32 protein-coding genes are annotated in these 25,213 nt (G+C 63.7%); 18 read left to right on the top strand and 14 right to left on the bottom strand.

Features of this window, described 5'->3' with window-relative positions; all coding sequences use genetic code 11:
• Window positions 1-4: 4 nt before the first annotated feature.
• Entirely contained in the window at window positions 5-487 is a 483-nt protein-coding gene (locus PVZ80_RS08240; RefSeq protein ID WP_081363224.1) for a GNAT family N-acetyltransferase, read from the bottom strand.
• Here PVZ80_RS08240 and PVZ80_RS08235 point away from each other — a divergent pair.
• A complete protein-coding gene (locus PVZ80_RS08235; RefSeq protein ID WP_273863667.1) occupies window positions 453-629 on the top strand; it encodes a hypothetical protein in 177 nt (58 codons plus the stop codon). The genes PVZ80_RS08240 and PVZ80_RS08235 overlap by 35 nt on opposite strands.
• Before the next feature lie 10 nt (window positions 630-639).
• On the opposite strand, the gene PVZ80_RS08230 is transcribed toward PVZ80_RS08235, so the two are convergent.
• Complete coding sequence (locus PVZ80_RS08230) at window positions 640-1,599, bottom strand: HlyD family secretion protein (RefSeq protein WP_009048615.1); 960 nt, start codon at window positions 1,597-1,599, stop codon at window positions 640-642.
• 3 nt (window positions 1,600-1,602) lie between these two features.
• A complete protein-coding gene (locus tag PVZ80_RS08225; RefSeq protein WP_016704572.1) occupies window positions 1,603-1,956 on the bottom strand; it encodes a DUF3302 domain-containing protein in 354 nt (117 codons plus the stop codon).
• Window positions 1,957-2,189: 233 nt separating this feature from the next.
• On the opposite strand from PVZ80_RS08225, the gene PVZ80_RS08220 reads away from it, so the two are divergent.
• On the top strand, window positions 2,190-3,392 hold the full coding sequence (locus PVZ80_RS08220) for a PrpF domain-containing protein (RefSeq protein ID WP_273863650.1): 1,203 nt from the start codon (window positions 2,190-2,192) through the stop codon (window positions 3,390-3,392).
• Between the two features lie 29 nt (window positions 3,393-3,421).
• Here the strand turns inward: PVZ80_RS08220 and PVZ80_RS08215 are convergent, their stop codons facing one another.
• Window positions 3,422-4,363 (bottom strand): helix-turn-helix transcriptional regulator, encoded by a 942-nt coding sequence (locus tag PVZ80_RS08215; protein ID WP_273863649.1) that lies wholly within the window; start codon window positions 4,361-4,363, stop codon window positions 3,422-3,424.
• Window positions 4,364-4,534: 171 nt separating this feature from the next.
• Here PVZ80_RS08215 and PVZ80_RS08210 point away from each other — a divergent pair, with 171 nt between their 5' ends.
• Entirely contained in the window at window positions 4,535-5,233 is a 699-nt protein-coding gene (locus PVZ80_RS08210) for an alpha/beta hydrolase (protein WP_124340044.1), read from the top strand.
• A gap of 45 nt (window positions 5,234-5,278) precedes the next feature.
• On the opposite strand, the gene PVZ80_RS08205 is transcribed toward PVZ80_RS08210, so the two are convergent.
• A complete protein-coding gene (locus tag PVZ80_RS08205; protein WP_124338188.1) occupies window positions 5,279-6,391 on the bottom strand; it encodes an endonuclease/exonuclease/phosphatase family protein in 1,113 nt (370 codons plus the stop codon).
• A 216-nt stretch (window positions 6,392-6,607) separates the two neighbouring features.
• On the opposite strand from PVZ80_RS08205, the gene thpR reads away from it, so the two are divergent.
• Both thpR and PVZ80_RS08195 read left to right on the top strand, forming a co-directional pair.
• Complete coding sequence (thpR, locus tag PVZ80_RS08200; protein WP_273863648.1) at window positions 6,608-7,153, top strand: RNA 2',3'-cyclic phosphodiesterase; 546 nt, start codon at window positions 6,608-6,610, stop codon at window positions 7,151-7,153.
• Window positions 7,154-7,254: 101 nt separating this feature from the next.
• Window positions 7,255-7,446 (top strand): hypothetical protein, encoded by a 192-nt coding sequence (locus PVZ80_RS08195; protein WP_273863647.1) that lies wholly within the window; start codon window positions 7,255-7,257, stop codon window positions 7,444-7,446.
• A 16-nt stretch (window positions 7,447-7,462) separates the two neighbouring features.
• Here the strand turns inward: PVZ80_RS08195 and PVZ80_RS08190 are convergent, their stop codons facing one another.
• Window positions 7,463-7,948, bottom strand: coding sequence for an adenosine-specific kinase (locus PVZ80_RS08190; protein ID WP_009048623.1), 486 nt, complete (start codon window positions 7,946-7,948; stop codon window positions 7,463-7,465).
• A 340-nt stretch (window positions 7,949-8,288) separates the two neighbouring features.
• Here PVZ80_RS08190 and PVZ80_RS08185 point away from each other — a divergent pair, with 340 nt between their 5' ends.
• The 4 genes from PVZ80_RS08185 to PVZ80_RS08170 all read left to right on the top strand — a co-directional run bounded on the left by PVZ80_RS08185 (window position 8,289) and on the right by PVZ80_RS08170 (window position 11,149).
• Entirely contained in the window at window positions 8,289-8,570 is a 282-nt protein-coding gene (locus PVZ80_RS08185; protein ID WP_016704577.1) for a DUF3303 domain-containing protein, read from the top strand.
• Window positions 8,571-8,631: 61 nt separating this feature from the next.
• Entirely contained in the window at window positions 8,632-8,904 is a 273-nt protein-coding gene (locus PVZ80_RS08180) for a DUF4242 domain-containing protein (protein ID WP_009048626.1), read from the top strand.
• Between the two features lie 221 nt (window positions 8,905-9,125).
• Window positions 9,126-10,115, top strand: a complete 990-nt coding sequence (locus PVZ80_RS08175) for a DUF2157 domain-containing protein (protein WP_273863646.1) — start codon at window positions 9,126-9,128, stop codon at window positions 10,113-10,115.
• Window positions 10,112-11,149, top strand: coding sequence for a hypothetical protein (locus tag PVZ80_RS08170; RefSeq protein ID WP_053268863.1), 1,038 nt, complete (start codon window positions 10,112-10,114; stop codon window positions 11,147-11,149). The genes PVZ80_RS08175 and PVZ80_RS08170 overlap by 4 nt, the downstream gene beginning before the upstream one ends.
• Window positions 11,150-11,208: 59 nt before the next feature.
• Here the strand turns inward: PVZ80_RS08170 and PVZ80_RS08165 are convergent, their stop codons facing one another.
• Complete coding sequence (locus PVZ80_RS08165; RefSeq protein ID WP_009048629.1) at window positions 11,209-11,562, bottom strand: hypothetical protein; 354 nt, start codon at window positions 11,560-11,562, stop codon at window positions 11,209-11,211.
• A 480-nt stretch (window positions 11,563-12,042) separates the two neighbouring features.
• Here PVZ80_RS08165 and ltnD point away from each other — a divergent pair, with 480 nt between their 5' ends.
• From ltnD to PVZ80_RS08135, 6 genes are all read left to right on the top strand, one after another.
• Window positions 12,043-12,948, top strand: a complete 906-nt coding sequence (gene ltnD, locus PVZ80_RS08160) for an L-threonate dehydrogenase (RefSeq protein ID WP_009048630.1) — start codon at window positions 12,043-12,045, stop codon at window positions 12,946-12,948.
• Window positions 12,949-12,958: 10 nt separating this feature from the next.
• Complete coding sequence (otnK, locus tag PVZ80_RS08155) at window positions 12,959-14,251, top strand: 3-oxo-tetronate kinase (protein ID WP_038631966.1); 1,293 nt, start codon at window positions 12,959-12,961, stop codon at window positions 14,249-14,251.
• Entirely contained in the window at window positions 14,248-14,895 is a 648-nt protein-coding gene (gene otnC, locus PVZ80_RS08150) for a 3-oxo-tetronate 4-phosphate decarboxylase (RefSeq protein ID WP_038631967.1), read from the top strand. Before otnK ends, otnC begins: the two co-directional genes overlap by 4 nt.
• A 191-nt stretch (window positions 14,896-15,086) precedes the next feature.
• The gene (locus tag PVZ80_RS08145) at window positions 15,087-16,547 is read left to right on the top strand and encodes a GntP family transporter (RefSeq protein ID WP_009048633.1); all 1,461 of its coding nucleotides are present in this window, start codon (window positions 15,087-15,089) and stop codon (window positions 16,545-16,547) included.
• A 19-nt stretch (window positions 16,548-16,566) separates the two neighbouring features.
• Complete coding sequence (gene otnI / locus PVZ80_RS08140; RefSeq protein ID WP_038631970.1) at window positions 16,567-17,349, top strand: 2-oxo-tetronate isomerase; 783 nt, start codon at window positions 16,567-16,569, stop codon at window positions 17,347-17,349.
• Window positions 17,350-17,514: 165 nt separating this feature from the next.
• A complete protein-coding gene (locus PVZ80_RS08135; protein WP_009048635.1) occupies window positions 17,515-17,928 on the top strand; it encodes a hypothetical protein in 414 nt (137 codons plus the stop codon).
• A 21-nt stretch (window positions 17,929-17,949) separates the two neighbouring features.
• On the opposite strand, the gene PVZ80_RS08130 is transcribed toward PVZ80_RS08135, so the two are convergent.
• Window positions 17,950-18,783, bottom strand: coding sequence for a DeoR/GlpR family DNA-binding transcription regulator (locus PVZ80_RS08130; protein ID WP_007931857.1), 834 nt, complete (start codon window positions 18,781-18,783; stop codon window positions 17,950-17,952).
• Between the two features lie 341 nt (window positions 18,784-19,124).
• On the opposite strand from PVZ80_RS08130, the gene PVZ80_RS08125 reads away from it, so the two are divergent.
• From PVZ80_RS08125 to PVZ80_RS08115, 3 genes are all read left to right on the top strand, one after another.
• Window positions 19,125-19,439, top strand: a complete 315-nt coding sequence (locus PVZ80_RS08125) for a hypothetical protein (protein ID WP_016704588.1) — start codon at window positions 19,125-19,127, stop codon at window positions 19,437-19,439.
• 126 nt (window positions 19,440-19,565) lie between these two features.
• The gene (parS, locus tag PVZ80_RS08120; protein ID WP_038636553.1) at window positions 19,566-20,162 is read left to right on the top strand and encodes a type II RES/Xre toxin-antitoxin system antitoxin; all 597 of its coding nucleotides are present in this window, start codon (window positions 19,566-19,568) and stop codon (window positions 20,160-20,162) included.
• Window positions 20,162-20,659, top strand: a complete 498-nt coding sequence (locus tag PVZ80_RS08115) for an RES family NAD+ phosphorylase (protein ID WP_038631973.1) — start codon at window positions 20,162-20,164, stop codon at window positions 20,657-20,659. The genes parS and PVZ80_RS08115 overlap by 1 nt, the downstream gene beginning before the upstream one ends.
• 422 nt (window positions 20,660-21,081) lie before the next feature.
• Here the strand turns inward: PVZ80_RS08115 and PVZ80_RS08110 are convergent, their stop codons facing one another.
• The 6 genes from PVZ80_RS08110 to PVZ80_RS08085 form a co-directional block, all read right to left on the bottom strand.
• Window positions 21,082-21,492 (bottom strand): hypothetical protein, encoded by a 411-nt coding sequence (locus tag PVZ80_RS08110; RefSeq protein WP_051673133.1) that lies wholly within the window; start codon window positions 21,490-21,492, stop codon window positions 21,082-21,084.
• Between the two features lie 101 nt (window positions 21,493-21,593).
• On the bottom strand, window positions 21,594-22,682 hold the full coding sequence (locus PVZ80_RS08105; protein ID WP_038631978.1) for a DUF3396 domain-containing protein: 1,089 nt from the start codon (window positions 22,680-22,682) through the stop codon (window positions 21,594-21,596).
• 15 nt (window positions 22,683-22,697) lie between these two features.
• Window positions 22,698-23,399, bottom strand: coding sequence for a VRR-NUC domain-containing protein (locus tag PVZ80_RS08100; RefSeq protein WP_038631977.1), 702 nt, complete (start codon window positions 23,397-23,399; stop codon window positions 22,698-22,700).
• On the bottom strand, window positions 23,396-23,971 hold the full coding sequence (locus tag PVZ80_RS08095) for a PAAR domain-containing protein (protein ID WP_268746784.1): 576 nt from the start codon (window positions 23,969-23,971) through the stop codon (window positions 23,396-23,398). The genes PVZ80_RS08100 and PVZ80_RS08095 overlap by 4 nt, the downstream gene beginning before the upstream one ends.
• On the bottom strand, window positions 23,968-24,396 hold the full coding sequence (locus tag PVZ80_RS08090; protein ID WP_200877291.1) for a PAAR domain-containing protein: 429 nt from the start codon (window positions 24,394-24,396) through the stop codon (window positions 23,968-23,970). The genes PVZ80_RS08095 and PVZ80_RS08090 overlap by 4 nt, the downstream gene beginning before the upstream one ends.
• A 515-nt stretch (window positions 24,397-24,911) precedes the next feature.
• Window positions 24,912-25,213 (bottom strand): pyocin S6 family toxin immunity protein (locus PVZ80_RS08085; RefSeq protein ID WP_273863645.1); only part of this gene is annotated, 302 nt, incomplete at its 5' end.

Genomic DNA, 25,213 nt, shown 5'->3' with positions numbered 1-25,213 from the left:
CCGGCTAGCAAGCTGGGCCAACCACCGGAACACACTGGCGAACATAGTAATTGTCGAACTCACCGCTTTCGATGAATTGGAAACCATGGCGGGTATAAAAACGATTCGAAGCGCTTTCTTTGAGAGCACCCACTCTAATCGGGAGCCCAGCCATATCCGCCTCTTTGAAAATCTGCGCGAGAACAGCAGAGCCGATCCCTGATCCCTGCGCGCTTGGCCTCACATACAAGTGGTCGAGCAAGAGTTCAGGGTGCCGGTGCTTGACCACGACAAAACCAACCCTCTCTCCAGATACCTCGATGTAGCGTGTATTGCGGGCTTCAAAGCCGCTAAGAAAGCGTTCGCGCGCGCGTACCGGATCAAATCGCCCAACCCGTTCCAGGCTTTCGCGCATGGCCTCGATTCGAATGGCTACAAGAGTGTCCAAGTCGCTTTGTCGAGCCGGGACCAAAATGACTTGGGATTTTTTATCGGGTGTGGCGGGCATCATCTGCGCTCTGACTGTCATCCTGGGCAGCGAGTATAGAGAGAATGGAAACAAGCGGCCCACCCGCTTTTTCTGTCGAGGCCAACAGGCGAAAGCCGCTGAAATCAAGCCGGGCTTGCCACGCACCGAATATCAGGCCTGACCCCATCTCATCAATGGAACGGAAAGATGTAGTTCATCCAGGCCGACATGCGCAGGAGGATCTTGCGCATGATCGCCACATGGTGGAAGTGCTGGCTGTAGAGCGCCGCCTGGCCATAGGCGCCACCGGGCATGAGTTTGGCGTAGGGCAGGTAGTCCGGGTCGGTGATTTCGATGACCACCGGCACCCGCCCCGGCGGCGGGGAGCCGGTGTAGCTCAGCAGGGTGCCGGACGGTTGTACCTGTCCTTCGCCGATCACCGTGATGACGTTCTTGACCCGGCCCTTGAACACCCTGCCGGGGATACCGTCGAACGCCACTTCCGCCTCGTCCCCCGGGACCAGGCGCAGCAGGCTGTTCTGGCGCATCCAGGCGGAAAAATAATGGCCCTCGTCGGGAATGAACACCATCGACGGGCGCAGCGGCAGCTTGCTCGCCATCATCCCCGGGCGCAGCGACACATGGGTGACGAAGCCTCGGCTCGGGGCGCGGACCACGGTGCTGTCCAGCTCGAACTGGGCGTTGTCGATCTGAGCCTGCAGGTCGTCGACCCGGGCAATCGCGGCTTCCTGCTCGCGGCGGGTGCCGAAGTTGCGCTTGATCAACTCGTTGATCCGGTACAGGTCGCCCCGCGCCGCCAGTTGCTGGGCCTTGAGCGACTTGAGCCGGTTCTCGAAAGGTTCGGGGTCGATGCGAAACAGCACGTCGCCTGGCTCCAGCGGCGTGTTGCCCTGGACCGGCACCTCGATCACCCGGCCGGTGACGACCGGAATCACCGGCACCGAGACGAAGTAGGAGCGCGCCACTTCCGAATAGGGGTGGTTGTAGTTCATCAGGAAAATCAGCGCGCCGATCAACACCACGCCGCCCAGCACGGCGGTGGGCACCGTCCATTTGTTCAGCGGGATACGGAAGATCTTGAAGATGGCCACGCAGATGGCGGTGTAGGTCAGGATCAGTAACAGGTCCATGGGTCACATTTTCCCTTCCGGGCGGGACCCGGCCTGGGCTTGTCCTTCCAGTCGCTCGACCCGCTGCCGCAGCTCGGCCAGCTCTTGCGCCAGAGCCTTTTCGCCCTGCATTCGCGCCTTGTCGGTGGCAAAGCCCCAGCCCCGATCCTCGCGGTACAACATGGCCCAGATCCACAGGAACGGCCACAGGGCATGGAGCGTGAACAGGCTGACCCAGCCTGCCGCGTGAATGGCGTCCTGGTGGGGGTGGTTCCGATGGACGGCAATTTCGTAGGGAATGTCGTGCAGGACGATGATTCCGTAGAACAGGACTATTCCGGCGAAGATAAGCATGCCCAGCGCAATCTGATCGAGCATGATTCGCCTCCCGGAAGCCTTCAGCCCGCACGCAACCGCTTATGAAGCACCTTGGTCAGCCTCGGCCATGGGACAGCTCGATGGCGCGGGCCTTGCAATCCATACTAGTTCAAGTTCGTTCATCTGCCGGGCTGCCTTCCAGGGCGCGCGCGCAGCCCTGAACCTGGAAAGCTGCGCTCGCGCGGGCAGCGGTTTATGATCCTTGCCTGTCGTCCATCACTGCGAGTCCGATCATGCCTTTTGAACTGGACCTTCCCGAAATCCGCGCCGGCATCCTTGAATTTCCGGTCTGGCATGCGCGCGGTGGTACGTCCACCGGGCTGATCCTGGCTCGCGAGACCCTGCCCGAGGACCCGGCGCTGGTCGAGGAGTTGCTGCGGCACTTGATGGGCGTGCCGCTGAGCGGCGACCTGCCGGGCAATAACCAGATCACCGGCCTGGGCCGTGGCGGGCCCACCAGCAACAAGGTGTTCATCGCTGAGCGGCGGCCCGGCGAGTCGCGTCTGGTCAGCACCCTGGCGCAGCTGGCGGCGGGTAAAAGCGCGATCGACTGGAGCGTCAACTGCGGCAACATGTCCGCGGCCTTGCCCCTGTATGCCCTGGAGCGTGGCTGGCTGAGCCCGGACGAGGACAGCGCGCAGATCGAGATCTTCAACAGCAATACCCAGACCACCATGCTCGCGCGCCTGGCGTTCCGCGACGGTCGCCTGCTGAGCGATACGCGGATTCCCGGGGTCAACGGGGTGTTCCCCGGGGTCGATCTGTTTCTCAGCGACCCGGTGGGGGCCAAGACCGGCCAGCTGTTTCCCACCGGGCAGCGCATCGACCTGCTCGATGGTGTGCGCGCCACCTGCCTCGACGTGGCGGTGCCGATGGTCATCGTCCAGGCCGCGGACCTGGGCAAGACCGGCCTGGAAACCCCGGCGCAGCTGGATGCCGATGCCGAATTCAAGGCGCGGCTGATCAGCCTGATGGTGCAGGGCGGCCTGCGCATGCAATTGCGCAACCGCAGCGGCGCTCTGATGAGCGCCGAAGAGCTGCAACGCAGCGAAACCCTGCCGAAGATCTGCATCGTCAGCCCGGCCCAGGGCGCGGGCGATATCAATACCCGTTATTTCACCCCGCAGAATGCCCATCCTTCATTGGCCGTCTCCGGTGGCTGCTGCCTGGCCGCCGCCTGCCTGGTGCCAGGCACCGTGGCCCATGAACTGCTCAAGACACCTAAGCCCCTGGGCGCCACCACGGCGGAATACCCGGTGTCGATCGAAAATCCGGCAGGGGTGCTGGACACCTTGATCACCGCGCGCGAGGAGGGCGGTTCGATGCGCATCGACGCGGCCGCCTACCGGCGCAGCGCGCAGATCCTGCTCAAGGGCCGGGTGCCGCTGTACAACGCCTCGGCGGCGTTGTTCGAGGCGTTGCAAGGGCGGGGCTGAATCCCGCATCCAGCAGGCAGCAAATCCGCTCAAGCCTGTGAGCGGTATTCGCTGGGAGCGACCCCGAACTCGCGGCGAAAGGCCCGGCTGAAAGCCGCCTCGGATTCATAACCCAGCTGTTCGGCGATCTGCGAAATGCGCAGGCTGGAGGTCTGCAGGCGCTGACCGGCCAGTTGCATGCGCCAGTGCATCAGGTAGCGCATCGGCGATTGGCCCACCAGGTGGGTGAAACGTTGCGCCAGGTTGGAGCGCGACTGGTTGACCAGGCCGGCCAGGCGCTCGACGCTCCACGCCGCGCCCGGCTCGGCGTGCAACAGCGCCAGTGCCTGGCCGATCAGCGGGTCGCGCAGGGCGGCGATCCAGCCGCTGATCCCTTGCGGGGCATGGGCCAGCCAATGGCGCACGGCCCAGATAAACATCAGGTCGATGATCCGCGACAGCATGATGGTGCTGCCGATCGAAGGGTTGCGCACTTCCTTCTGCATCGCCGCCACCGTCAGCGACAGCCATTCACGGGAGCCGATCAGGTCGCTCGGGTCCTCGCCCTGGCAACTGACTTGCAGCACCCCGGGCAAGCCCTGGATCAAGGCCTGGCCACACCCGCCCTCGAACCGGAAGACGCCGCTGGTGATGCGCGCCGGCAGCTCCGGGCTGGCATCCGCAGCGCTGTGCAGTTGATGAGCCTGGCCGTGGGGCACGAACAGGATGTCCCCGGGCACCAAGTGGGTGGTTTCGTCAGTGCCGTTGAGCCTGAGCTGGCAGCCGGCGTCCTGGATCACATGGAAACAGGCGCCGCCCGCCGCTTGCTGCAACAGCTGGCCGGGTTGCAGCAGCGTCTCGCCCAGCAGCTCGCCACGCATCCGCGCCAGGCTGAACACTTCGAAAAACACATCGGCGGCCGGGTGCCTGAGGTCGGATGGCGAGGCGGCCGGGGTCAGGTGTCTCTGCACAGTCTTCGGCTTTTCGGTCATGGTCGGTCGGCACCGTCCCCTTCGATAATGAGCGTGCCCGAGCATAAGCCAGCACGGGGGAGGGCGTCTCCTGCCTGTCACTTGACGAGCGACCTGCCCCGCAATGCCCTGGGCCCGGCAGTACCGCCGCCAGCGGCGAGCGGTCTTTATCCAGACAGAGGATTCAAGGTCATGAGTGGTCAGCCTACGATTGTGTTGGTGCATGGTTTTTGGGGCGATGCGGCCCATTGGAGCAAGGTGATCATCGAGCTTTCGCGCAAGGGTTACAGCGCGATCCGCGCGGTGGAAATGCCCTTGACGTCGCTGGCCGATGACGTCGAGCGCACCCGCAAGATGATTGCCCAGGTCGATGGCCCGGTGTTGCTGGTGGGGCATTCCTACGGCGGCGCGGTGATTACCGAAGTGGGTGACCAGCCCAACGTGGTCGGGCTGGTGTATATCGCGGCCTTCGCCCCGGATGCCGGGGAAAGCCCGGGCTCGATCACCCAGCAGCACCTGCCTGCGGCGGCGGCCAACCTCGAGCCCGACAGCGATGGCTACCTGTGGCTCAAGCCGCAGGCCTTCCATGAGAGCTTCTGCCAGGACCTGGGCGCCGACGAAGCGCTGGTCATGGCGGTGACCCAGAAGGCGCCGCTGGCCAGCACCTTCGGCGACACCATCAGCGCCCCGGCCTGGAAGAACAAGCCGTCCTGGTACCAGATCTCCAGCGACGACCGCATGATCCACCCGCGCAACCAGCAACTGATGGCCGCCCGGCTCAACCCCCGGAAAACCCTGACCCTGGCCAGCTCCCATGCCTCGCTGGCCTCGCGGGCGGCGGAGGTCGCGGCCTTTATCCACGAGGCCGCCAGCGCCAGCGTCCAGGGCTGACAAGGCCGTGCTTCAGGCCCCGCTCGGGAGCGGGGCCGGTTCGGCTCACAGGTCCAGGTCGACCCACACCGCCGCATGATCCGAACCGGCGTTTTCCTTCTTGTCCAGCTGCGGGTAGACCTCCCAGCGCTTGGGCTTGCTGCCCGGCCACATGCCCTTGCGCCATACGCCGCCGGCGGTGACGGTGGCGAACAGTGCCGGCGACAGCAGCAGGTAGTCGATCTTGTTCGCCGCCTTGCAGGTGTCGAAGGTGCCGGGGTAACCGCCGTCATCGAAGGCCGGATGGACAAAGGCATCCTTGAGGTCGGTGCCCTTGAGCAAAGGCTCCAGCGGCGCGCTGTCCGGGGTGTCGTTGAAGTCGCCGACCACTGCGATATAGGTCTCGCCCTGGGCCACCAGCGCCTGGTAGATAAGCTTGATCCGCTCGGCCTGGGCCAGGCGCTTTTTCGCCGAAGCCGCGAGGCTGCCGAAGCCTTTGCTCTTCAGATGGTTGACCAGGACGATTAGCTGCTTGCCGTCAGATAGCGGGATCTGGAACTGCGCGCAATCGCGGGAAAAGATCAGCTCGCCGTTGGCCGCGGTGTCGTCGACATGGCTGCGCAGCTGGCCGATGGGGTAGCCCTCGGCGGTCATCAGGCCGACGTCGATGCCCCGCGTATCGTTGCCGTCGATCAGCATCACATGCCGGAACAACGGGCCGCCCAGGGCACCGATGATCTCCGTATTGAAGTCGCGCAGGGCCGGGCGGCTTTCCGCCTCGACCACCGCCAGCACATCGGCTTGCAGGTCGATCATCACCCGCGCGGTATTGCGCATGGCTTCCAGGTCCACCGGGGCCTCGATCAGCTCCAGCGAGCCGACCCACTCGGTGCGCCCATTGGCGACAATCTCCAGGCCGCCGGCCTTGGGCCGCTTGACCAGGCTGCCGCGGTTCTGCCGCAGGATCACGAAGGGGCCCTGGTCCGACTTGCTCAGCCCCAGCTCGGTCAGCAGCTTGACCATCTGCGCCTTGTCCTGGTCCGTGTAGATGGGCTCGCCCAGCAACTGGTTGAGCCGGGCGAAACGCTCCAGCACAGGCCGGCCCTCGGCCCAGCCTTCCAGGTTCATGGCCTTGGCGCGGTTGAACAGGTTTTCAACGTTGTAGGACGCGAGTCTCATCGTGCTCTTCCTGTGAAAGGGGGCGGACGTCAATGAGCATTACAACCGATAAAAATGACCGAATGCCGACAGGCGCGGCGTCTTGTTGCCTTCTTTATGCTGAACTCAAGAAAGGGCTAAACCGGCCTGAGATTCCCGGTGGGCGAGTCGCAGAGGGCCGGTGGGGGAACGGCCTGACAGACAGCACTTCGTCCGAACCGAACCGGAGGACAGGGCATGAATGATGAGTCCCGCGAGCAGGGCGAGCCGTTCAAGCGGCTGTTCTTCGCCTTGCCCTGCACCGTCGCCCAACGCCGGGCCATCGCCCAGTGGCGCGGCGCGCTGGGCCTCAGGAGCGGCCGGCCGGTGGCGGCGGAAAACTTTCATTTGACCCTGATGTTCCTGGGCTCGGTCGCGGTGGCGCAGATTCCGCGGATCTGCGCCGCGGCGGCGAGCGTGCGCACCTGTGGCGAGCCGCTGGACGTCCCGCTCGACCGCCTGGAGGTCTGGCGCCGGGCCGGGGTCTTGTTGCTGGCGCCGACACAGGCGCCGCTGGAGTTGCGCCAGCTGGTGTATGCCTTGCAGGAAGCGCTGCTGCCACTGGGGCTGGTCGATTCGCCGCGGGAGTTTCGTCCGCACTTGACCTTGATGCGCGACTATCGGGCGCCGGTGCCCGAGTCCCAGATCCCTGCGGACTTTCACCTGAGTGCCCGGCACTTCGCCCTGTTCGAGTCGCATAAAGGCCGTTACCGGCCACTGGCCGAATGGGCGCTGGCGCGGTGACGGTGGTGGGCGCCTGTCGACAGTTCGCCGATCAGCCGAAATCCGCGTGCCTCAAGGCCTGAACGTTATAGTTGAAGGGGCCGAATCAATGGGAGGAGGACATGCGCCAGATCGTCAGCAAAGATCCCTGGTGGGCCGCGCCGCCGAAACCGGGCCAGGATGAGTCCGAGCTGGAGTGGGGCTGGCTGGTCACCTACAGCGAGGGCGAGCCGCGCTTCGAGTTCGTCAAGGAGCGTCCTTCGGAGCAGGAGATCCGTCAGCGCAAGAGTTGCCGGACCACGCCGTCCGAGTAGCCTGTCGGCGCAGCGCTTACTGCTTGTAGCCGATCTGCCGCAGCAGGTTCTTGCGCCACAGGATGTCGTCGTCGCCTTCCAGGCCCTTGGCGCAGAAGCCATCCACCACCCCCAGCACCGCCCGGCCCTGCGCCGTTTCCGCGAGAATCACCTGGGTCGGGTTGGCGGTCGCGCAGAAGATGCGGCACACCTCAGGCACCATCTTCAGGGTGTTGAGCACGTTCAACGGATAAAAACCGTCGCCGAGAAACACGATGAAACTATGGCCGGCGGCGATCGCCTGGGCGTTCTTTTGCGCCAGCGCGATCATCGTCGGATCGCTGCCGGACCAGCGCACCAGGCATTGGCCGGAGGCTTCGCAAAAGGCCAGGCCAAAGGCGATGTTCGGCACGGCGCCGACCAGGGCTTCGTGGATGTCCTCGACGGACTTGATGAAGTGGGTCTGGCCGAAAATGAAGTTGGTGGCTTCCGGCTTGTCGATGTTCACGCTGATCAGTTGCATCTCGAACCGCTCCTTGCCGGTGTCGCGCGGCGCTAGGGGGCGTTGGCGGAAAGGGTGGGCCCGTCGCAGCCGTTATCGGGGCGACGGGATTGCTTCCAGCAACAGATCAAGCATAGCCATTCATTGGCCGCGGCTTCGCTCGTTCGCGCTTGGGGCGGGAGCGTCCTGGAAACAGGATCGGCGGTCATGCGCCGACCGCGCAAGGCTGCTATGCCTTCCCTAGGGGGCAATGGTTTCGGGCCGGCCGAGAGGCGGGGCGATGCCGATGCGTGGCCGTGGTCACGGTGCCTGCCTGGCGCACGCAATGAACAACGGGCGCCCGTTTCGCAGGAGGTGGCAGATGTTATTCATTGTCAGTTGGTCAATCAGCCCCGAACGTCGTAACAGTGCGATCGAGCGATTTCTCAAGACGGGTGGGGCGCCACCCGCAGGGGTGAGCATGCTGGGGCGCTGGCATGCCGTCGGTGGCATGACGGGGTTTGGTATCGCACAGACCGACGATCTCACGCTGATGCAGAAATGGGTGCTGGAGTGGAGCGACCTGCTCAGGATGGACGTGCACCCGGCGCTGACCGATGAACAGGCCGCGCCGTTGCTGGCGGCGGTGATCGGCAAGCAATAGCCGTTGGCGATCGGCCTGAAGCTGTTGCTTCGGCAAGAGCGGGACAGAACTGGAGGTTGTCATGCCTAAATTTGTGATTGAACGCGATTTCCCGGGCGCTGGAGCGCTGTCGGCGCAGGATCTGCAAGGGATCGCGCAAAAGTCCTGCAAGGTGCTCGATGAACTGGGGCCGCAGGTGCAGTGGCTGCACAGCTACGTCACCGGCGACAAAATCTACTGCGTCTATATCGCGCCAGGCGAGGAGCTCATCCGGGAGCATGCCCGGCAAGGCGGTTTTCCGGCGGACCGGGTATCGCGGGTGACCTCGATCATCGATCCGACGACAGCGGAGTAGTGCCTTGCGGTGACAGGCGCGCGCCTGGCTCGGCATACCCTTGCCTCAGGGCGAGGTGATGCCGCTGGCAGGAAAACCAGGCCGCCCTCGGGGCGGCCTTTTTCATCGGCGCGGCGTGCCGCGTTAGCGTTGCGAGGCGTCTTGCCAGGCACAGGCTCGGCTATGCTGCACAGTCGACGGCCGGTTGGCGGCCGATGTCCACACCTTGAACCAAGAGCGCCATGAGAAAAACCACCCAGCAGATGTTGCTCCACGAAATCGCCGACTGGCGCCACCGTGGCCTGATCGATGCCGAGGCGCAGCAGCGGCTCGGCGCCTTGTATGAACGTCCCGAACACCGCTTGTCCACGGTCCTGCAATGGCTGGGCATCGGCGCGGTGCTGCTGATCGGCATGGCGGTGCTGGGCGGCATTGGCCTGCTGGCCGAGTCGGTGCTGGTGGGGGCGGTGCTGTTTTTCGCCGCCGGTGTCGGGCTGTGGCTGATCGGCGCGCGCCTGGCCCGCGACCCGGCGCGGCGCATGCCGGTCACCGGGGTGGCGATCCTGACCATCGGCCTGATCCTGATGGGCGCCAGCCTGTTGCTCGGCAGCTCCGACAGCGAGACCGGCGAGTTCGGCAACCTGCCGCTGGCGCTGCTGGTCACCGCCGCCCTGAGCATCGCCACCGCCTATGGCTATCGCCTGCGCTGGCCGCTGCTGCTGGGCCTGCTCTGCGTCTTCCACGGTTTGGGTTCGTGGGAGTGGTATGGCGGTTCCGGCACTTACTATTTTGGCATCCAGGACCCGCGCTCCATGGCCGTGATCGCCGCGCTGGTCGCGCTCCTGGGGCTGTGGCACCAGCGCGCCGAGGATCACGCCCTGCGCCGTTTCAGCGGCTTCGGGCGGCTGTATGTGATCTTCGGGCTGCTGTACTTCAACTGCTCGCTGTGGTTCCTCAGCCTGGAAGACCCGTACCGCCAGACCCTGACCTGGACCCTGCTGTTTACCCTCGGCGCCATCGCCCAACTGGTGCTCGGCGCGCGCTTCAAGCACCCCAGCTTCACCGGTTTCGGCGTGGTGTTCCTCGGCATCGACCTGTACACGCGCTTTTATGAGTACGCCTGGGAACAGCTGAGCGCCGCGGTGTTTTTTGCCGTCGCCGGCGCAGTGGGCATGCTCCTGGGCTGGTTGTTCGAACGCACCGCGCTGCGCGCCGGGGAGGCTGGCCAATGAACCCGGATCGCCGTAATCGCCAGGTGCACAACGCCCTGGACCAATGGCTGCGCGACGGCCTGATCGACACCCAGGCCCACGCGCGGATCGCCGAGCTGTACCCGCTGACCCGCTGGGACTGGCGTTCCCTGGGGCGCTGGTTCCTGACCTTCGGCGCCATCAGCCTGGCGGCTGGGCTGCTGATCCTGCTGCATGAACACCTGACGTTCACCTTGCCGAAACTGGCCGGTGGCCTGGGCGTATTGATGGTCGGGCTGTTTGCCGCCGGGCGCTGGCTGCTGGGCAAGCAGTTGAAGCTGCTCGGCGCGACCCTGGAGTTGCTCGGCGGCTTTGCCCTGATCGGCCTGAGCCTGGTGCTGGGCATGATCTACTCCGACGGCTCGGGCAACTGGCCGGCGCTGTTGTTGGTGGACTTGCTGCTGTTGCTGGCGCTCAGCTACGTGCTGAACAACGCCTTGCTGCTGACCCTGTGCAGCGTGCTGTTCTTCGTCTGGTTCGGCGGGCGCAGCGGTTACGAGTCGGGCTGGGGCGCCTACTGGTTCGGCATGAACTATCCGCTGCGTTTCCTCGGCGCGGCCCTGGCCATGGCGCTGTTCGGTTTTGTTCATCTGTGGGGCGAGGCGTCAACGCTTGCCCGTTATCGCGGCTTTGCCAAGGTGTGGATTTCCGCCGGGCTGTTCATGGCGCAGATGTCGTTGTGGCTGTTGTCGCTGTTCGGCAGCTACGACCTGATCGACGGCCCCTGGCACCTGGCCGAATCCGGCGAGCTGGTGTTGTTCAACGGGCTGTGGGCGGCGTTCAGCCTGGGCCTGTTGGCACTGGGCATTCGCCTGCGCTTTTCCATGCTGGTGGGTTATGGCGCGACCTTCTTCATCATCCAGCTGTACACGCTGTTCTTCACCCAGCTGGCGGAAACCCTGGGCTGGTTCGTCAGCCTGCTGATCGCCGGCGGCAGCCTGCTGGGGCTGGTGGTCTGGCTGGAAGGCGAACGGCAGAAGCGCCGGGCTGGGCCGGGCGAAGCGGAATCGGCGTAGGGCAGGGGAGTAGCCCATGCCCGAGGTTGCGGGCATGGGCGGACGACAGACGACGGGCGTCAGGCCGTCAGTCGTTTTTCAATATCCCGGTAGGTCTCGCTGTCTGTGGCCGCCAGCAGTTTGCGGCCATCCTTGAAGGTGGCGATGAAGGTCACCTCGGTTTCCTTGCCGGCTATCAGGTAGCCCGCCAGAGCACCCACCGGACCCAGCAGCATGGCCCCGGCAATGCCGTAGCCAATGGCGTCCCTGTTGGTGATGCTGTCCTGTGTCGCGATTTCCAGATGTTTGAATGCGGAGGCTTTGACCTCGACCCCCGGCGAGGGGTTGGTGGCTGTGGCCAACCTGAAGACTCCCTGACGGTACTCACCATTCCCTTGTAGAAAATCACCAGCCAATACATTGATCTTTGCCATGTTGAATATCCTTGTTCAAGCATTGCGGAATTGACCATACAGCGCTGTCCGGCGCCCACCGTCAATGGGTGGACGATGAAGGGCGGTACCGCTGATCGTTGATGTTGCGCCTAACAGCATCGGTCTCGAGTGTAGACGCCTGGTTGACGCAGATCAGTGCGCTGGTCGCAATGGGCTACCGCTCGTCTGTTTGACTCTGCGCGGGCTGCAAGGCTGTCGCGGGGTGCCTGGCGTCCGTGTTCGGCAATGTTAATAAATGTTAGATTGAAAAAATACTTCACATAATCTGTTCATTGGTAGATGATCGGCCACAACCTGATAACAACAAATCACAGGACGGCCCCTCGATGTCCGACAAGGTCTCGATTTACCTGCCAAGCGACCCTGTCGCCCCCGCCGCCCGTGCTCCCATTTATCCCGCGGCCCGCCGCCCGCGCCTTGCCGGCGTGGACCAGGCTGCTGTCTTCTCTGGAGTACCCCATGAATAACAAGAATGTCGGTGTTGTCGGCCTGGGCGCGATGGGCCTGGGCATTGCCCGCTCGCTGCTGCGCGCGGGTTTCAATGTGCATGCCTGTGACGTGCGTGAAGCGGTCACCCAACAGTTCGCCAGCGAAGGCGGGGTGGCCTGTGCGTCGCCGGCGCGAATGGCCGAAGCCTGCGATGTGATCATCACGGTGGTGGTCAACGCCGAGCAGACCGAAACCGTGCTGTTCGGTGGAGAGGGCGCGGTGTCGGCCTTGGGTGCCGGCAGCCTGGTGATCGGTTGCGCCACCGTGGCGCCGACCTACGCCGTGGAGTTGGGCGAGCGCCTGGCCGAGCAGGGCCTGCTGTACCTCGACGCGCCGATCTCCGGTGGCGCGGCCAAGGCCGCCGCCGGTGAGATGACCATGATGACCTCCGGCCCGGCTGCCGCCTACGCCAAGGCCGAAGCGATCCTGGCCGGCATGGCGGGCAAGGTCTATCGCCTGGGCGACGCCCACGGCCTGGGTTCCAAGGTCAAGATCATCAACCAGCTGCTGGCCGGGGTGCATATCGCCGCGTCCGCCGAAGCCATGGCCCTGGGCCTGCGCGAAGGGGTGGACGCCGATGCCCTGTACGAAGTGATCACCCACAGCGCCGGCAACTCCTGGATGTTCGAGAACCGTGTGCCGCACATCCTCAAGGCCGACTACACGCCGCTGTCGGCGGTGGACATCTTCGTCAAGGACCTGGGCCTGGTGCTGGATACCGCCCGTGCCAGCAAATTCCCCCTGCCGCTGTCGGCCACCGCGCACCAGATGTTCATGCAGGCCTCCAGCGCCGGCTTCGGCCGCGAGGACGACTCGGCGGTGATCAAGATTTTCCCGGGCATCGACCTGCCGACCGCCAAGCCCGAGCCTGTCTGAGGAAGCTTTCATGACCGATTCCACTGCACGCCCGCTGCTGGGCTGCATCGCCGACGATTTCACCGGCGCCACCGACCTGGCCAACATGCTGGTGCGCGGCGGCATGCGCACGGTGCAAAGCATCGGCATCCCGAGCCGCGAAGTGGCGGCCGGGCTGGATGCCGACGCTATCGTCATCGCCCTCAAGTCGCGCACCACGCCGGTTGCCGAGGCGGTCGAGGAGTCCCTCGCGGCCCTGGACTGGCTGCGCGAGCAGGGCTGCGAGCAGATCTTCTTCAAGTACTGCTCGACCTTCGATTCCACCGCCGCCGGCAATATCGGACAGGTCAGCGAGGCCTTGCTCAAGGCCCTGGGCAGCGATTTCACCCTGGCTTGCCCGGCGTTCCCGGAAAACGGCCGGACCATCTTCCGCGGCCACCTGTTCGTCCAGGACCAGTTGCTCAGCGAATCGGGCATGCAGCATCACCCGCTGACGCCGATGAGCGACGCCAACCTGGTGCGCGTGCTGCAGGCCCAGACCCAGCTGAAAGTCGGCCTGCTGCGCTACGACAGCATCGCCGGGGGCGTCGAGGCGGTGCGGGCGAAGATCGCCGAACTGCGCCAGCAGGGGATCGGCATGGCCATCGCCGATGCGCTGTCCGACCAGGACCTCTACACCCTCGGCAGCGCCTGTGCCGACCTGCCGCTGCTGACCGGCGGCTCGGGCCTGGCCCTGGGCCTGCCGGGCAACTTCCGCCGTGCCGGCAAGCTGCGCGACTTCGACGCGGCGTCGCTGCCGACCGTCGAAGGCGGCGAAGTGGTACTGGCCGGCAGCGCCTCGGTGGCCACCATCGGCCAGGTCGCGGCCTGGCTGGAGGCCGACCGTCCGGCCCTGCGCATCGACCCCATGGCCCTGGCCGCGGGCGAACCGGTGGTGGAGCAGGCCCTGGCCTTTGCCCGCGACAGTGACGAAACCGTACTGATCTACGCCACCAGCACCCCGGCCGAGGTCAAGGCGGTGCAACAGCAACTCGGCGTCGAGCGCGCCGGCACGCTGGTGGAGAACGCCCTGGGCGAGATTGCCCAGGGCCTGCGCCAGAACGGCGTGCGCCGCTTCGTGATTGCCGGTGGCGAAACCTCCGGCGCGGTGGTCAAGGCGCTTGGGGTCAACCTGTTGCAGATCGGCGCGCAGATCGACCCGGGCGTGCCGGCCACCCTCAGCAACTCCGCCGAGCCGCTGGCGCTGGCCCTGAAGTCCGGCAACTTCGGTAGCCGCGACTTCTTCGCCAAGGCCCTCAGGCAACTGGCCGGAGGTGACCAATGAGCGCCGCGGCAAGGGAACAGGCCCTGCGCGAAGAGATCTGCGACGTCGGTCGTAGCCTCTACCAGCGTGGCTACACCGTGGGCAGCGCCGGCAATATCAGCGCGCGCCTCGACGATGGCTGGCTGATCACCCCGACCGACGTCTGCCTCGGTCGCCTCGATCCGGCGGCCATCGCCAAGGTCAACCTGGCGGGGGAGTGGGTGTCCGGCAACAAGCCGTCCAAGACCCTGGCCCTGCATCGCCAGGTCTATGACCGCAACCCGAGCGTCGGTGGCGTGGTGCACACCCATTCCACCCACCTGGTGGCGCTGACCCTGGCCGGCGTATGGCGGCCGGACGACATCCTGCCGCCGCTGACGCCGTACCAGGTGATGAAGGTCGGGCACATTCCGCTGATCGGCTACCAGCGCCCGGGTTCGCCCAAGGTCGCCGAGCAGGTGGCGCAACTGGCCAACAGCGTGCGCGGGGTGATGCTCGAGCGCCTGGGGCCGGTGGTCTGGGAAAGCTCGGTGGCCAAGGCCAGCTACGCCCTGGAAGAACTGGAAGAAACCGCGCGACTCTGGCTGATGAGCAATCCCAAGCCCGCGCCACTGGATCAGGCAGCCCTGGATGAGCTGCGCGAGACCTTCGGCGCGCACTGGTAGGTAGCGCGCCGCTGCAACTCGAAACTGTAAACCGACATTGCAAGCACTGCCCGGGAGTCGTCGTCAGGCTCTCGAGGGCCCCGGCTTGCCTGAAAAAACAATAACAACAGGACATCCCGCATGACGTTCCCTGACTGCAGCTGTTTTGGTTTCACCAGCGCTTCTTTCTCTTATGAGGGAGGTGCCGCGCAATGAGCCCGCTTATCCTGATGTTGACGGCCGGCGCGGGCATCGCGCTGCTGCTGTTCCTGGTGCTCAAGTACAAGTTCCAGCCCTTTGTCGCGCTGATGCTGGTGAGCATCCTGGTGGCGCTGGTGGCCGGGGTGAAACCGGCCGACCTGGTGGCGACCATCGAAGGCGGCATGGGCAAGACCCTCGGCCATATCGCGATCATCATTGCCTTGGGCGCGATGATCGGGCGGATCATCGAACTGTCCGGCGGCGCCGAGGCCCTGGCCAAGTCGCTGATCGAGCGTTTCGGCAACCGCCGCACGCCGTTGGCGCTGACCATCGCCGGGTTCATCATCGGCGTGCCGGTGTTCTTCGAGGTGGGGGTGATCATCCTCATGCCGCTGGCCTATGGCGTGGCCCGCCGGGCGCGCAAGCCGCTGCTGGTGTTCGCCTTGCCGATGTGCGCGGCGCTGCTCACCGTGCATGCGTTCCTGCCGCCCCATCCGGGCGCCGTGGCCGCGGCCAGCCAGCTGGGCGCCGACCTGGGCCGGGTGCTGATGTTCGGCCTGCCGATCACCGCCTTCCTGTGTTACGTCGGCTACCGCGTGGCCGGGCGCATGACCCGGCGTTTCTACCCGATGACCGACGACATCCGCGCCGAAGTCTATGGTCCCCACGTGACCAACGAGGACCTGCTGGCCTGGACCAACGGCAATGCCAAGGACCCGCAACAGGCCGCGGTGGCGGTGTCCCACATGGGCCTGGAAGAATCCACCAGCGCCATAGTCGCCAAGCTGCCGCCCGCGCCTGCGCCCGGTTTCGGCCTGATCGTCAGCCTGATCCTGTTGCCGATCGTGCTGATCCTGCTGGGCACCCTGGCCACTTCGCTGCTGCCGGCCGAATCGACCTTGCGCGGTGTCATGACCGTGCTCGGCGCGCCGCTGGTGGCGCTGCTGATCGATACCTTGCTGTGCGCCTGGCTGCTGGGTTCGCGCCGTGGCTGGAGCCGTAGCCAGGTGTCGGACGTGATCGGCTCGGCCTTGCCGGGCGTGGCCATGGTGATCCTGATCGCCGGGGCCGGCGGGGTGTTCGGCAAGGTGCTGGTGGACACCGGGATCGGCGCGGTGGTCTCCGACCTGCTGCGCACCACCGGCCTGCCGGTGCTGGCCCTGGGCTTCTTGCTGACCATGCTCCTGCGCGCGGTGCAGGGTTCGACCACCGTGGCCCTGGTGACCACTGCCGGGATCATCAGCCCGCTGATCGCCACCCTGAACCTGACCCCCAACCACATGGCGCTGCTGTGCCTGGCCATGGGCGGTGGCGGGCTGGCGATGTCGCATATCAACGACGCCGGCTACTGGATCTTCACCAAGCTCGCCGGGCTCAACGTGGCCGACGGCCTGCGCACCTGGACCCTGATCACCACCTTGCTCGGTACCCTGGGTTTCTGTATTACCTTGCTGATCTGGCCTTTTGTCTGAGCCGTTTTTAGGAGCCAACATGCCTCGTTTTGCTGCCAACCTAAGCATGCTCTACCCGCAACACGGGTTTCTCGATCGTTTCGCCGCGGCGGCGGCCGACGGTTTCGAAGCGGTGGAATACCTGTTCCCCTACGACTACAGCGCCGAGGAGCTCAAGCAGCGCCTGAGCGACAACGGCCTGGTCCAGGCCCTGTTCAACGCGCCGCCCGGCGACTGGGCGGCGGGCGAGCGGGGCACCGTGACCCTGCCCGGGCGCGAGGCGGAATTCCGCGCCGGCTTCGACCGCGCCCTGGAATACGCCGCGGTGCTGGGCAACTCGCGGATCCATGTGATGGCCGGCCTGCTGCCCTCGGAAAGCCTGCGCGAACGCCATCACGCGGTGTACCTGGAGAACCTGGCCTACGCCACCGCCCAGGCGGCCAAGGTCGGCGTCACCGTGCTGCTGGAGCCGATCAACACCCGCGACATGCCGGGCTTCTTCCTCAACCGCCAGGACCAGGCCCAGGCGATCTGCAAGGAGGTCGGCGCAAGCAACCTCAAGGTGCAGTTCGACTGCTACCACTGCCAGATCGTCGAGGGCGACCTGGCGACCAAGCTGCGCCGCGACTTCGCCGGCATCGGCCATATCCAGATCGCCGGCGTGCCGGACCGCCACGAGCCGGACCTGGGCGAGCTGAACTACCCCTACCTGTTCGCGCTTATGGACCAGTTGGGATACGACGGCTGGGTCGGTTGCGAGTACCGGCCGCGCGGCGATACCTCGGCTGGCCTGCAATGGCTGCGGGACTGGAAAGCCTTCTGAGGGGCGGGCAGGGCGGCTGCACTGGTCAGTGCCTGCCGCCCGCGAAGCGTGATTCTGCGCGAATCTGAACATTTCTGAAGGTGTCGGCCTTCGCCTCCCACCTGCGGGTACATTGGCTCCCTGTCGCCAGGGCCATCACTGGTGCCATCAATGGGAGCGGGGAACATGGAAAAGTCGATATTCGTCGATCAGTCGGGCCTGGACGATGCGCCTTGCCGCCCGCGCGATCTGCATTGGGAACAGATCCCCACCGTGACCCTGGAGCGCATCGAGCGCGAATACCGCCGCGCCCGGCGCACCACCATTCTTGGCCAGTGGATCAATATCGCCAGCGTGCTGCTGGTGGTGCTGAGCGCCGCCTGCGGCCTCTGGCTGTGGAACCACTTCCGCGCCCAGGGGCTGGACCAGGGCTTCGGCCTGCGGCAACTGTTCGTGCTGCTGTTCTTTTTCGCCAGCCTGTGCGCGGTGGTGGAGTGGCTGCGGCGCATTCGCCGTACCACCCGGGTCGCCCTCGACGGCTTGGGCGAAGACCTGCGGGATATCGCCTGCGTGCTGTGGTTCAGAAAACAGCACCAGTGAGCCGCACCCGCGCTGCGGCTGTCAGTCTTTCGCTGCAACCGCTTGCGAGTCGGACGGCAGCAACAATTCCACCCCTTGCTTGCGAATCCCGTCCGCCGCGGCCTGGGCCAGGTCGTCGTCGCTGATGATCACGTCGAACTGCTCCAGCCCGGCGATGCGGTACATGCTGAAGGTGCCGTACTTCGAACTGCTGGCCACCAGCACCACCTGGGACGCCGACTGCATCGCCACCTGCTTGACCTCGACCTTCAACGCCGACGGCGTGGTGATGCCGCGGCGCAGGTCCCAGGAGCTGGTGGACATAAAGGCGATATCGGTCACTACCTGACGCAGGGTCGCCACCGCCAGCCCGCCGACGCAGGAATGGTTGTCGTGGTCGAGCTGGCCGCCGGTGTGGATCACCGTCACCTGCGGCGCCTCCATCAGCGCCTGGACGATACCGAAGTCGTTGGTCACCACCGTCATGCCCGACAGCGCCTTGATGTACGGCACGATCTCCAGGGTGCTGGTGCCGGCGTCCAGGTACACCGTCATGTCCGCGTGCAGCAGGCGCGCCGCCAGCCGGGCCATGGCCTGCTTCTGCGGCAGCTCGACCACCGCCTTGCTCTGGTGGCTCGGCTCGCTGTGCAACTGGCTGGCGATACGCACCCCACCGGTCACCGAATAGGCCCGGCCTTCCTGTTCCAGCAGCGCGATATCGCGGCGCACCGTCATGTGCGAACAGTCGAACATCTCCATCAACTGATGCACGCTCAACACCTGATGCTTGCGCAACTGGCGCAGAATCAGCTCGCGACGCTGCTCGGGAATCATCGGGGCGCCGCTATCGCTGGCGATGTCCTTGGGGTTGGGCATTGAGGCTCCGCAGTGGTTGGGCAGAAGGCGGGTAACTGGCGGACATAGTAGCGAATCCGCGAGGTGTGGACGAGAAGCGGTGCACACCGGCTTCTTCCGTAGGAGCGAGGCTTGCCCGCGATGAACGATAACGCGGTATCCCGGTATTGCGCGTGACGGCTATCGCGGGCAATCGAGCGTCGACCGGCCGCTCCTACAGAATGGCGCGTGCTTCTTCTGTAGGAGCGCAGCTTGCTCGCGATGAACGATGACGCGGTATCCCGGTATTGCGCGTGACGACTATCGCGGGCAAGCCTCGCTCCTACAGAATTACGCGTACGAGCGGTTACCAAGGAGCGGTCATGGACCCCAAACGTTATGAACACCTGACAATCAGCGTCGAGCCCCATGAAATGCGCATGAGCCATTGGGTATACGCCCCGAAGGTGGTGGATGGGCGCAATGGCCGGGTGCTGCTGGACCTGAGCGGCGGGCCCTGGGACCTGGTATCCAGCTCGCCATCGACGGCGGCGGTGGAACTGCTGTTGCGCAAATACCCCGGAGATCGTGAAGCGATCTGCCTGAGCATTCGCCTGGCCGACAACAGCCTATGGCTGGAGGGCACTGCGGTTGCCGCCGAGGATATCGAACGGGCGCTGGAGCGGGCGCAGGGCTGAGCTGCGCCGTGGCGCATGCCGGCGAAGCGTCACCGGGCCCTGGCGACCGTTGGTAAGCTGGCGGTTCTTTCTTTTGCCAAATGGCATTATTATTAATGCCATCTGTCATCAGGCAGGGAGATGAGCATGACCGCCGCCGCCAAGAATACCGCCACCGTGAAACCTTCAGCCAAGGCCGAGAAGGTCAAGGGCGTTGCGCCCAAGGCCATCGCCAAGGTCGAACCGCGCAAGCCCTCCGCAAGCCGCAGCCCCAAGGCCAAGGTGAACCTGCTGAGCGAAGAGGCGGCGGTCTATGCGCTGCCTTCGCCCATGGTGCGCGGGCTGCTGCCGGGCACCAACGCCGATGACCCCATGGCGGTCTTCAGGGCCACCCAGCTGGGGTTCTCCCTCGGCGCGGTGATCGAGCTGGTGGAGTCGGTCGAGGCCTTCAAGCGCTACAACGTGCTGTCGAAGATCGTCGGCTTTTCCGAGCGCACCCTGGCGCGACGGCTGAAGAACCAGGACCAGGCCCTGACCCCCGAACAGAGCGCCCGCGCCTTGCACTACGCGCAAGTGCTGGAAAAGGCCGAGGCGGTGCTGGGCTCGCGGGCGCTGGCCGAAGACTGGATGACCCAGCCGGCCCTGGGCCTGGATGGCGAAGTCCCCATCGACCTGCTGGCCAACCCGGTGGGCTATGAACTGGTGACGGACTTTCTGCATCGGCTCGAGTTCGGGGTCTACTGATGCTCACCGACCCCCTGGCCCCGTCCCTGCATTTCTGGCGCCTCGACCAGGCCCGGCATGCCTCGACCTGGAACAGCGGCATCGGCGCCGAAGGCAGCGGCGGCCGCTGGAACCCCAAGGGGCTGCAAGTGGTGTACGCCAGCCTGGACGCCTCGACCGCCATCCTGGAAGTGGCGGTGCACAAGGGCTTCAAGGCCCTCGACTGCCTGCCCCACACCCTGACCGCGGCCCGGGTGCTGGACCCCTCAAAGGTCCACATCGTCCGTCCCGAAGACATCCCCAACCCCAACTGGCTGATCCCCGGCACCCCCAGCCACAGCCAACAAGCCTTCGGCGCCAGCCTGCTGGAACAGCACCCCTTCGTACTGATCCCCTCCAGCGTGTCGCGCCATAGCTGGAACCTGCTGATCAACCCCTTGCTGGCCACGGGGTTGTATGAGCTGGTGTTGCAGGAGCGCTTTGCGCTGGATGGGCGGTTGAGTCCGCCGGAGCGGTGAGAGAGACGCAACGCACATCAAATTCAGAATTGTCCTACGACCTGCTCGTGGTCATTTCGGGTAATGTCCTGTCGCCAACTGCTAAAACTTGCCCCCATCTTGATGGGGGCTTTTTTATGGTTCTTCCCGGAATTCCGTGAAGAACCACAAAAAAGCGCCTGCAGTTGTGAAACGGGGCGCTGTTGCGCCTGTATCAAAATGGGTTACCAAGCCCGATCGCTGAATTGGCAGCGACGATCAAAGGCTAGTCCCGGGCTCGATACGGAGCAACGACAAAGGCGTGGCAGTTTATGTCTAACCCATCGTCTTGGAAATATCTGGAGTGCGGTAAGTCAGGGCGGGTCGCACTCTGCGCGGGGTATCGAGGTGTCGGCCTATCCGGCCATGGTTGCAGCTGGAAACACAGTCCGAACCTCGGGGCCTTAAAGGCCGCCTTTTTTTACATAGCTCCAACACACGGCCATTGCTCCACCGACCAACACCCCAGCCACGACCAACGCAATATTCACGATATGCAACAGGATCAGCTTGCGCTTCAGGGGCGGTGGAAAAGCGTCCAAGTCCGCCTGACTGACTCCGCCGTGACGAAGATAAACTCCGGGAAACGTCATGATTCCCGCAATCGACGCCGTGAGCATGACTGTCCCCCACGGCCCGACGTGCATAAGAAACCTTCTTTGCTGTATTGCTTGGCAATTCTCAAGATGGCCCAGTATTTCCTCCATACGTGAATACCCGACATACAGAAAAACACCCATCAGGATAAAAGCGGCGGCAAGTATCCCGGCAAACAAAAAGGCCAATACCGTTGCCATCGTACTCAGCAAACTCACTTGTCAGCCTCGTAAATGATCTCACCCATGATTTCACCCCCTTTCTCTCCGGCCTTCCCCGTAGCATAAGAGGCCACGCCGGCAAGGCATCCTGAGCAAAACTAAAGGCGTTCTACCAGGGTGTTCGCAGCGTCCAGGCTGGGTTCGTCAGCAAGCAGCCTGGCACGCCAGCCAGCTATCTCACTCTCATCCACATCCAGGCGTTTGAGCCACTGATCGGCCGACCAGCCGACCAGGCGCAGTTCGCCGTCGTGAGAGCCGCCGTGCAACGAGCCCACGGTCTCGTAGCGGATGCCCTTGAGGACATGGTTCAGCAGTACGTAGGGGGCTGGTCGCGGGTCTTCGGCATCACCGCAGAGGTAGGGGTAGGCTCCGGCCTGGATCACCACGCCGGCACCGTAGTCGTAGAAAGCGAAATGGCTGGAGGGCAGTTGGGCACGCAAAGCGTCCAGCCCCCCAACTAAGTCCAGGTGCGCCTGGTCGAGTACGGTCAGCCAACTGACCGTCTTGATCTTAGTGGGTTTGAACTCCGGGATATTTGCCAACAGGCCCGCTGTTCCCACATCCAAACCTGGCATACGCGCAGCCATAAAGGCTTCGGTGGGCTCGTTGTTGTCCCGGTTTGTTACCGAAAGATTGAAGGCATGCCCGGCATAGCCCTGCTCCGGAGCCAATCGACGTGAGAAGTCGAGGAACAGACGTAGGAAACTCAGCGGATTCTGCTCCTGGTACAGCAGCGGTACGGAGAACTCCAGAACACTTAGATTGCGCCCAATCTTCGCTTCCCATGCCGACTTGCCGAAAATCTTGAAGAGCCAAGCACTCGCATCGTTAGATTGCTTGCCATTGGTGTAGTAGAAGCTCAGCGGGTAATCCTCATCCATGCTGGCCAGCATGTCGCGCAATGGCTTTGCATCACTGTACGTTGTCAACGGCTTGCCCTCTGGCGGTTCCTCACGCCAAAGCCAAGTGAGATGGGGCTCGGCCAGTCGCTTGAACTCGTCGAAGCACTGACACAGTGCCTCGCGCACCAGAGGGGTATGGGCCTCCTTGAAGTAGAGCGTGCCTCGCAGGCAAAGCGCGGCGCCGATATAGCCCTCAGGGCCGCCCTTCATCAGCAGGTTGCCGGGAATCTCCAGCAGATGGGGCTGCTTGGCCAGCTCCTCAGCCAAATTGAACTCCTGTTCCATATGACTTCCTCCGAATTAATAGGCCGGGATCATTGGTCGAGGGGAGCGACCGCGCGTCAGGATAAACATCACTCCACCCGCGATAGCCGCAGCCCATCCCAGTTGTTCCACGGGAATCTTAGACTGTTGGCTTCCCTGGTTACAGTCACAGTCAGTAGCTTGCATTTCGACGACCTTGCTCTTGGTTCCGGCAATCGTTGCATATGCACCTGTCTGGATTTCATTAGGTGGATCAGGCGGAAACTTCATCTCCACCACCTGCTTGATATTGTCTTGGGTCGGCGGCGTGTTCGGGTCTTTAACGATCACCACATCAGGCCGGCGAATCATACCTCGGCCCGGTTTGAACGGCGGATGCTCCGGGTCTTCGTCCCAATACTTACTGATCCAACCCGGAATCCAGCCATGCGGGCTATTACCGGTCTGGCTGTCCAGAATCGGCTGCGGCGGGTTCTTGGTCATGTCGTAGCTGACCTCGGGCTTGTAGGGGCTGCGGCCTTGGAGGATTTCATCCAGTTCGCCCAGGCGCTGGGCAACGCACGCCTGTTTGAGGTTCTTGCCACCGTGGCTGACGTTGGGCGTGGCGCTGCAATAGCAGATTGCCGAACACAACACCTGCTTGTCCTGCGGATCGAGCTTGGGTTCCAGAATGCCCACGGGGTTGATCTTGCCTTCCGGGCTCATACCACCCTGAGAGAGGCCGGGTTGATCGATCACGCTTCGCCTCCCTGCACCAGGCCGATATGGATGGACTCCGATGCAACGTGATGGACCCACAACGTCATGCCTTCGGCATCCGTGGTGTCAAGCGTGCTCCAACCGCCACTGGACCAAACCTTGACCTTGCGCCCAGCAACCGGTTTGCCCGTTTCCTGGTCAATGAGCTGGAAGCGTCCGGAATAAGGTGCGGTACTAGTGCCCAGCGATGCGATGGGAGAGACGGTGGCCGGTACGAACGTATCCCCGATGATCACCGTGCCTGAGCCGCCGATGATCACGTTACCGTGCGCACCGATGCTGCCCTGGGTGGCGGCGGGTTGGCCGTTGATGAAAACGCTCGATGAAACCCCGGATACGATCAGGCTGCCACACGCGGATACATCGTTTTTTCGGGCGGCGGACAGGCCGTCGAAAATGACGTCGGGAGAACCACTGACGATGGGGTTGGTGCCATGGCCCGGCAGAGGACAGGCCGTTGGATCGGTGACGCGGGCGGCGGGTTTTCCACTCATTGTGCAGTTCCTTGCCTGAGCATGATGAAGCGCCGAGAGATAGGCTGGAGGCCTCAGCGAGAAGTCTTGCTTTCGCTAGAGGTGAATGGCACCTCAAAGCCGGGTTGGAGCAAACCGGGGATGCCATTGCCATCGGCGTATTCCCGAATCTGCGCGGAGTTTTGCAGGCTGCTGATAATGGTGTCGCCGTTGTCGGTGGCACTGCCCACAATGGCCATCGGGCGCCCCTGGTGAGTCAGCGCAGCGCCGGCACCGGAGACAATCTTGCTTTCGGTGCCGTCCGGGTAACGTACCCAGTCGCCCACACAGGCGATTCGATGGCCGCTGACTGTTACGCTGGAGCTGGCCGTGGCGACTTCGCCCCCCAGACGGGTTCTGGCACCTAGCGTGGCAAGGTCGTAAGTGGCTTTTATGGGGCGTGCAGCGTGCTTCGCCATGAATTGGGCAGCCAGGTGCTGCCCTTCTTCTACGGTGTATTTCACTATGGGCCGTCCTTGAAGTTGTACATGCCGCCTAAGAGCAGCGTGAGTTGGCCTGCGTATCGAGTGAGGTCAGTGAGCGCCCCCCGCTGGCCAGACGTAGTGCGTGAACAGTTTCATTGGGATCCTGTCCGCTTCCACATTGCCAAAAAAATGCCCCCATCAGGATGGAGGCAAATTGTCAGTAGTTGGCGGTGGAACGTTACGCCAAATGGCTACAAACAGGCTGTAGGACAGTTCTGAACTGAAGACCCCAAAAGTCTCTTTGCAGCGTCAGACGCAGAGGGTTACGGCAGTGCGAGCTTGCGAAACAAAAAATCCTCCTTTGTCAGCAGACAAATATGGGAGTCACGTCCAGTACCAGAAAGAGGCCTGGATGAGGGGGATGCCAGCCCAAAATATCCATGACCTTCTGTTCAAGTTCTGCAGCAACGTCCAACTCATATTTTAATGAGTGTCATCAAAGCCATCAGGTAAAAAGCCGGTGAGGTGCAGGTGCATAGGCCGTATCCCGATTTCTAGGCAAAAACGCTAATGCAGATATCCAGATCACTCGGTATGGGTTGCCCAAGCACACTTTCAATCTGCCTGACTTGCGTTGCGGTTAACGCTACAACGCCATGTCTTACGCCCTCTTCGAGGGAGCTCCAGCCGACCCGATCAAGTACGGCCTGATTGAATTCCGGTGCTACGTCCAGTTCAAATTGCACACATTCATTTTCGTGACCATCGGGGAAAAAGCCTGCGACACATAAAAACATAAGGTTCTTCACGGAATACCGGGAAAGACGCTCTTGATCTTCATGAAAAAGAATTCGCT

It is taken from the genome of Pseudomonas sp. B3G-3 (genome assembly GCF_028640915.1).
In the GTDB taxonomy this organism is placed as follows: domain Bacteria; phylum Pseudomonadota; class Gammaproteobacteria; order Pseudomonadales; family Pseudomonadaceae; genus Aquipseudomonas; species Aquipseudomonas chlororaphis_I.
This window is presented reverse-complemented; position numbering and strand designations above follow the sequence as displayed.

What these genes read in the sequence shown, in the direction of transcription:
- PVZ80_RS08215 (WP_273863649.1), bottom strand. Translation starts at nt 4,363, where the DNA reads ATGACCGAAAAGCCGAAGACTGTGCAGAGACACCTGACCCCGGCCGCC.
- PVZ80_RS08185 (WP_016704577.1), top strand. Translation starts at nt 8,289, where the DNA reads ATGTTATTCATTGTCAGTTGGTCAATCAGCCCCGAACGTCGTAACAGT.
- ltnD (WP_009048630.1), top strand. Translation starts at nt 12,043, where the DNA reads ATGAATAACAAGAATGTCGGTGTTGTCGGCCTGGGCGCGATGGGCCTG.
- PVZ80_RS08195 (WP_273863647.1), top strand. Translation starts at nt 7,255, where the DNA reads ATGCGCCAGATCGTCAGCAAAGATCCCTGGTGGGCCGCGCCGCCGAAA.
- otnI (WP_038631970.1), top strand. Translation starts at nt 16,567, where the DNA reads ATGCCTCGTTTTGCTGCCAACCTAAGCATGCTCTACCCGCAACACGGG.
- PVZ80_RS08170 (WP_053268863.1), top strand. Translation starts at nt 10,112, where the DNA reads ATGAACCCGGATCGCCGTAATCGCCAGGTGCACAACGCCCTGGACCAA.
- PVZ80_RS08145 (WP_009048633.1), top strand. Translation starts at nt 15,087, where the DNA reads ATGAGCCCGCTTATCCTGATGTTGACGGCCGGCGCGGGCATCGCGCTG.
- PVZ80_RS08180 (WP_009048626.1), top strand. Translation starts at nt 8,632, where the DNA reads ATGCCTAAATTTGTGATTGAACGCGATTTCCCGGGCGCTGGAGCGCTG.
- PVZ80_RS08240 (WP_081363224.1), bottom strand. Translation starts at nt 487, where the DNA reads ATGCCCGCCACACCCGATAAAAAATCCCAAGTCATTTTGGTCCCGGCT.
- PVZ80_RS08190 (WP_009048623.1), bottom strand. Translation starts at nt 7,948, where the DNA reads ATGCAACTGATCAGCGTGAACATCGACAAGCCGGAAGCCACCAACTTC.
- PVZ80_RS08165 (WP_009048629.1), bottom strand. Translation starts at nt 11,562, where the DNA reads ATGGCAAAGATCAATGTATTGGCTGGTGATTTTCTACAAGGGAATGGT.
- PVZ80_RS08125 (WP_016704588.1), top strand. Translation starts at nt 19,125, where the DNA reads ATGGACCCCAAACGTTATGAACACCTGACAATCAGCGTCGAGCCCCAT.
- parS (WP_038636553.1), top strand. Translation starts at nt 19,566, where the DNA reads ATGACCGCCGCCGCCAAGAATACCGCCACCGTGAAACCTTCAGCCAAG.
- PVZ80_RS08175 (WP_273863646.1), top strand. Translation starts at nt 9,126, where the DNA reads ATGAGAAAAACCACCCAGCAGATGTTGCTCCACGAAATCGCCGACTGG.
- PVZ80_RS08220 (WP_273863650.1), top strand. Translation starts at nt 2,190, where the DNA reads ATGCCTTTTGAACTGGACCTTCCCGAAATCCGCGCCGGCATCCTTGAA.
- PVZ80_RS08210 (WP_124340044.1), top strand. Translation starts at nt 4,535, where the DNA reads ATGAGTGGTCAGCCTACGATTGTGTTGGTGCATGGTTTTTGGGGCGAT.
- PVZ80_RS08235 (WP_273863667.1), top strand. Translation starts at nt 453, where the DNA reads ATGACTTGGGATTTTTTATCGGGTGTGGCGGGCATCATCTGCGCTCTG.
- PVZ80_RS08135 (WP_009048635.1), top strand. Translation starts at nt 17,515, where the DNA reads ATGGAAAAGTCGATATTCGTCGATCAGTCGGGCCTGGACGATGCGCCT.
- PVZ80_RS08130 (WP_007931857.1), bottom strand. Translation starts at nt 18,783, where the DNA reads ATGCCCAACCCCAAGGACATCGCCAGCGATAGCGGCGCCCCGATGATT.
- PVZ80_RS08205 (WP_124338188.1), bottom strand. Translation starts at nt 6,391, where the DNA reads ATGAGACTCGCGTCCTACAACGTTGAAAACCTGTTCAACCGCGCCAAG.
- PVZ80_RS08115 (WP_038631973.1), top strand. Translation starts at nt 20,162, where the DNA reads ATGCTCACCGACCCCCTGGCCCCGTCCCTGCATTTCTGGCGCCTCGAC.
- PVZ80_RS08105 (WP_038631978.1), bottom strand. Translation starts at nt 22,682, where the DNA reads ATGGAACAGGAGTTCAATTTGGCTGAGGAGCTGGCCAAGCAGCCCCAT.
- otnC (WP_038631967.1), top strand. Translation starts at nt 14,248, where the DNA reads ATGAGCGCCGCGGCAAGGGAACAGGCCCTGCGCGAAGAGATCTGCGAC.
- otnK (WP_038631966.1), top strand. Translation starts at nt 12,959, where the DNA reads ATGACCGATTCCACTGCACGCCCGCTGCTGGGCTGCATCGCCGACGAT.
- PVZ80_RS08225 (WP_016704572.1), bottom strand. Translation starts at nt 1,956, where the DNA reads ATGCTCGATCAGATTGCGCTGGGCATGCTTATCTTCGCCGGAATAGTC.
- PVZ80_RS08230 (WP_009048615.1), bottom strand. Translation starts at nt 1,599, where the DNA reads ATGGACCTGTTACTGATCCTGACCTACACCGCCATCTGCGTGGCCATC.
- thpR (WP_273863648.1), top strand. Translation starts at nt 6,608, where the DNA reads ATGAATGATGAGTCCCGCGAGCAGGGCGAGCCGTTCAAGCGGCTGTTC.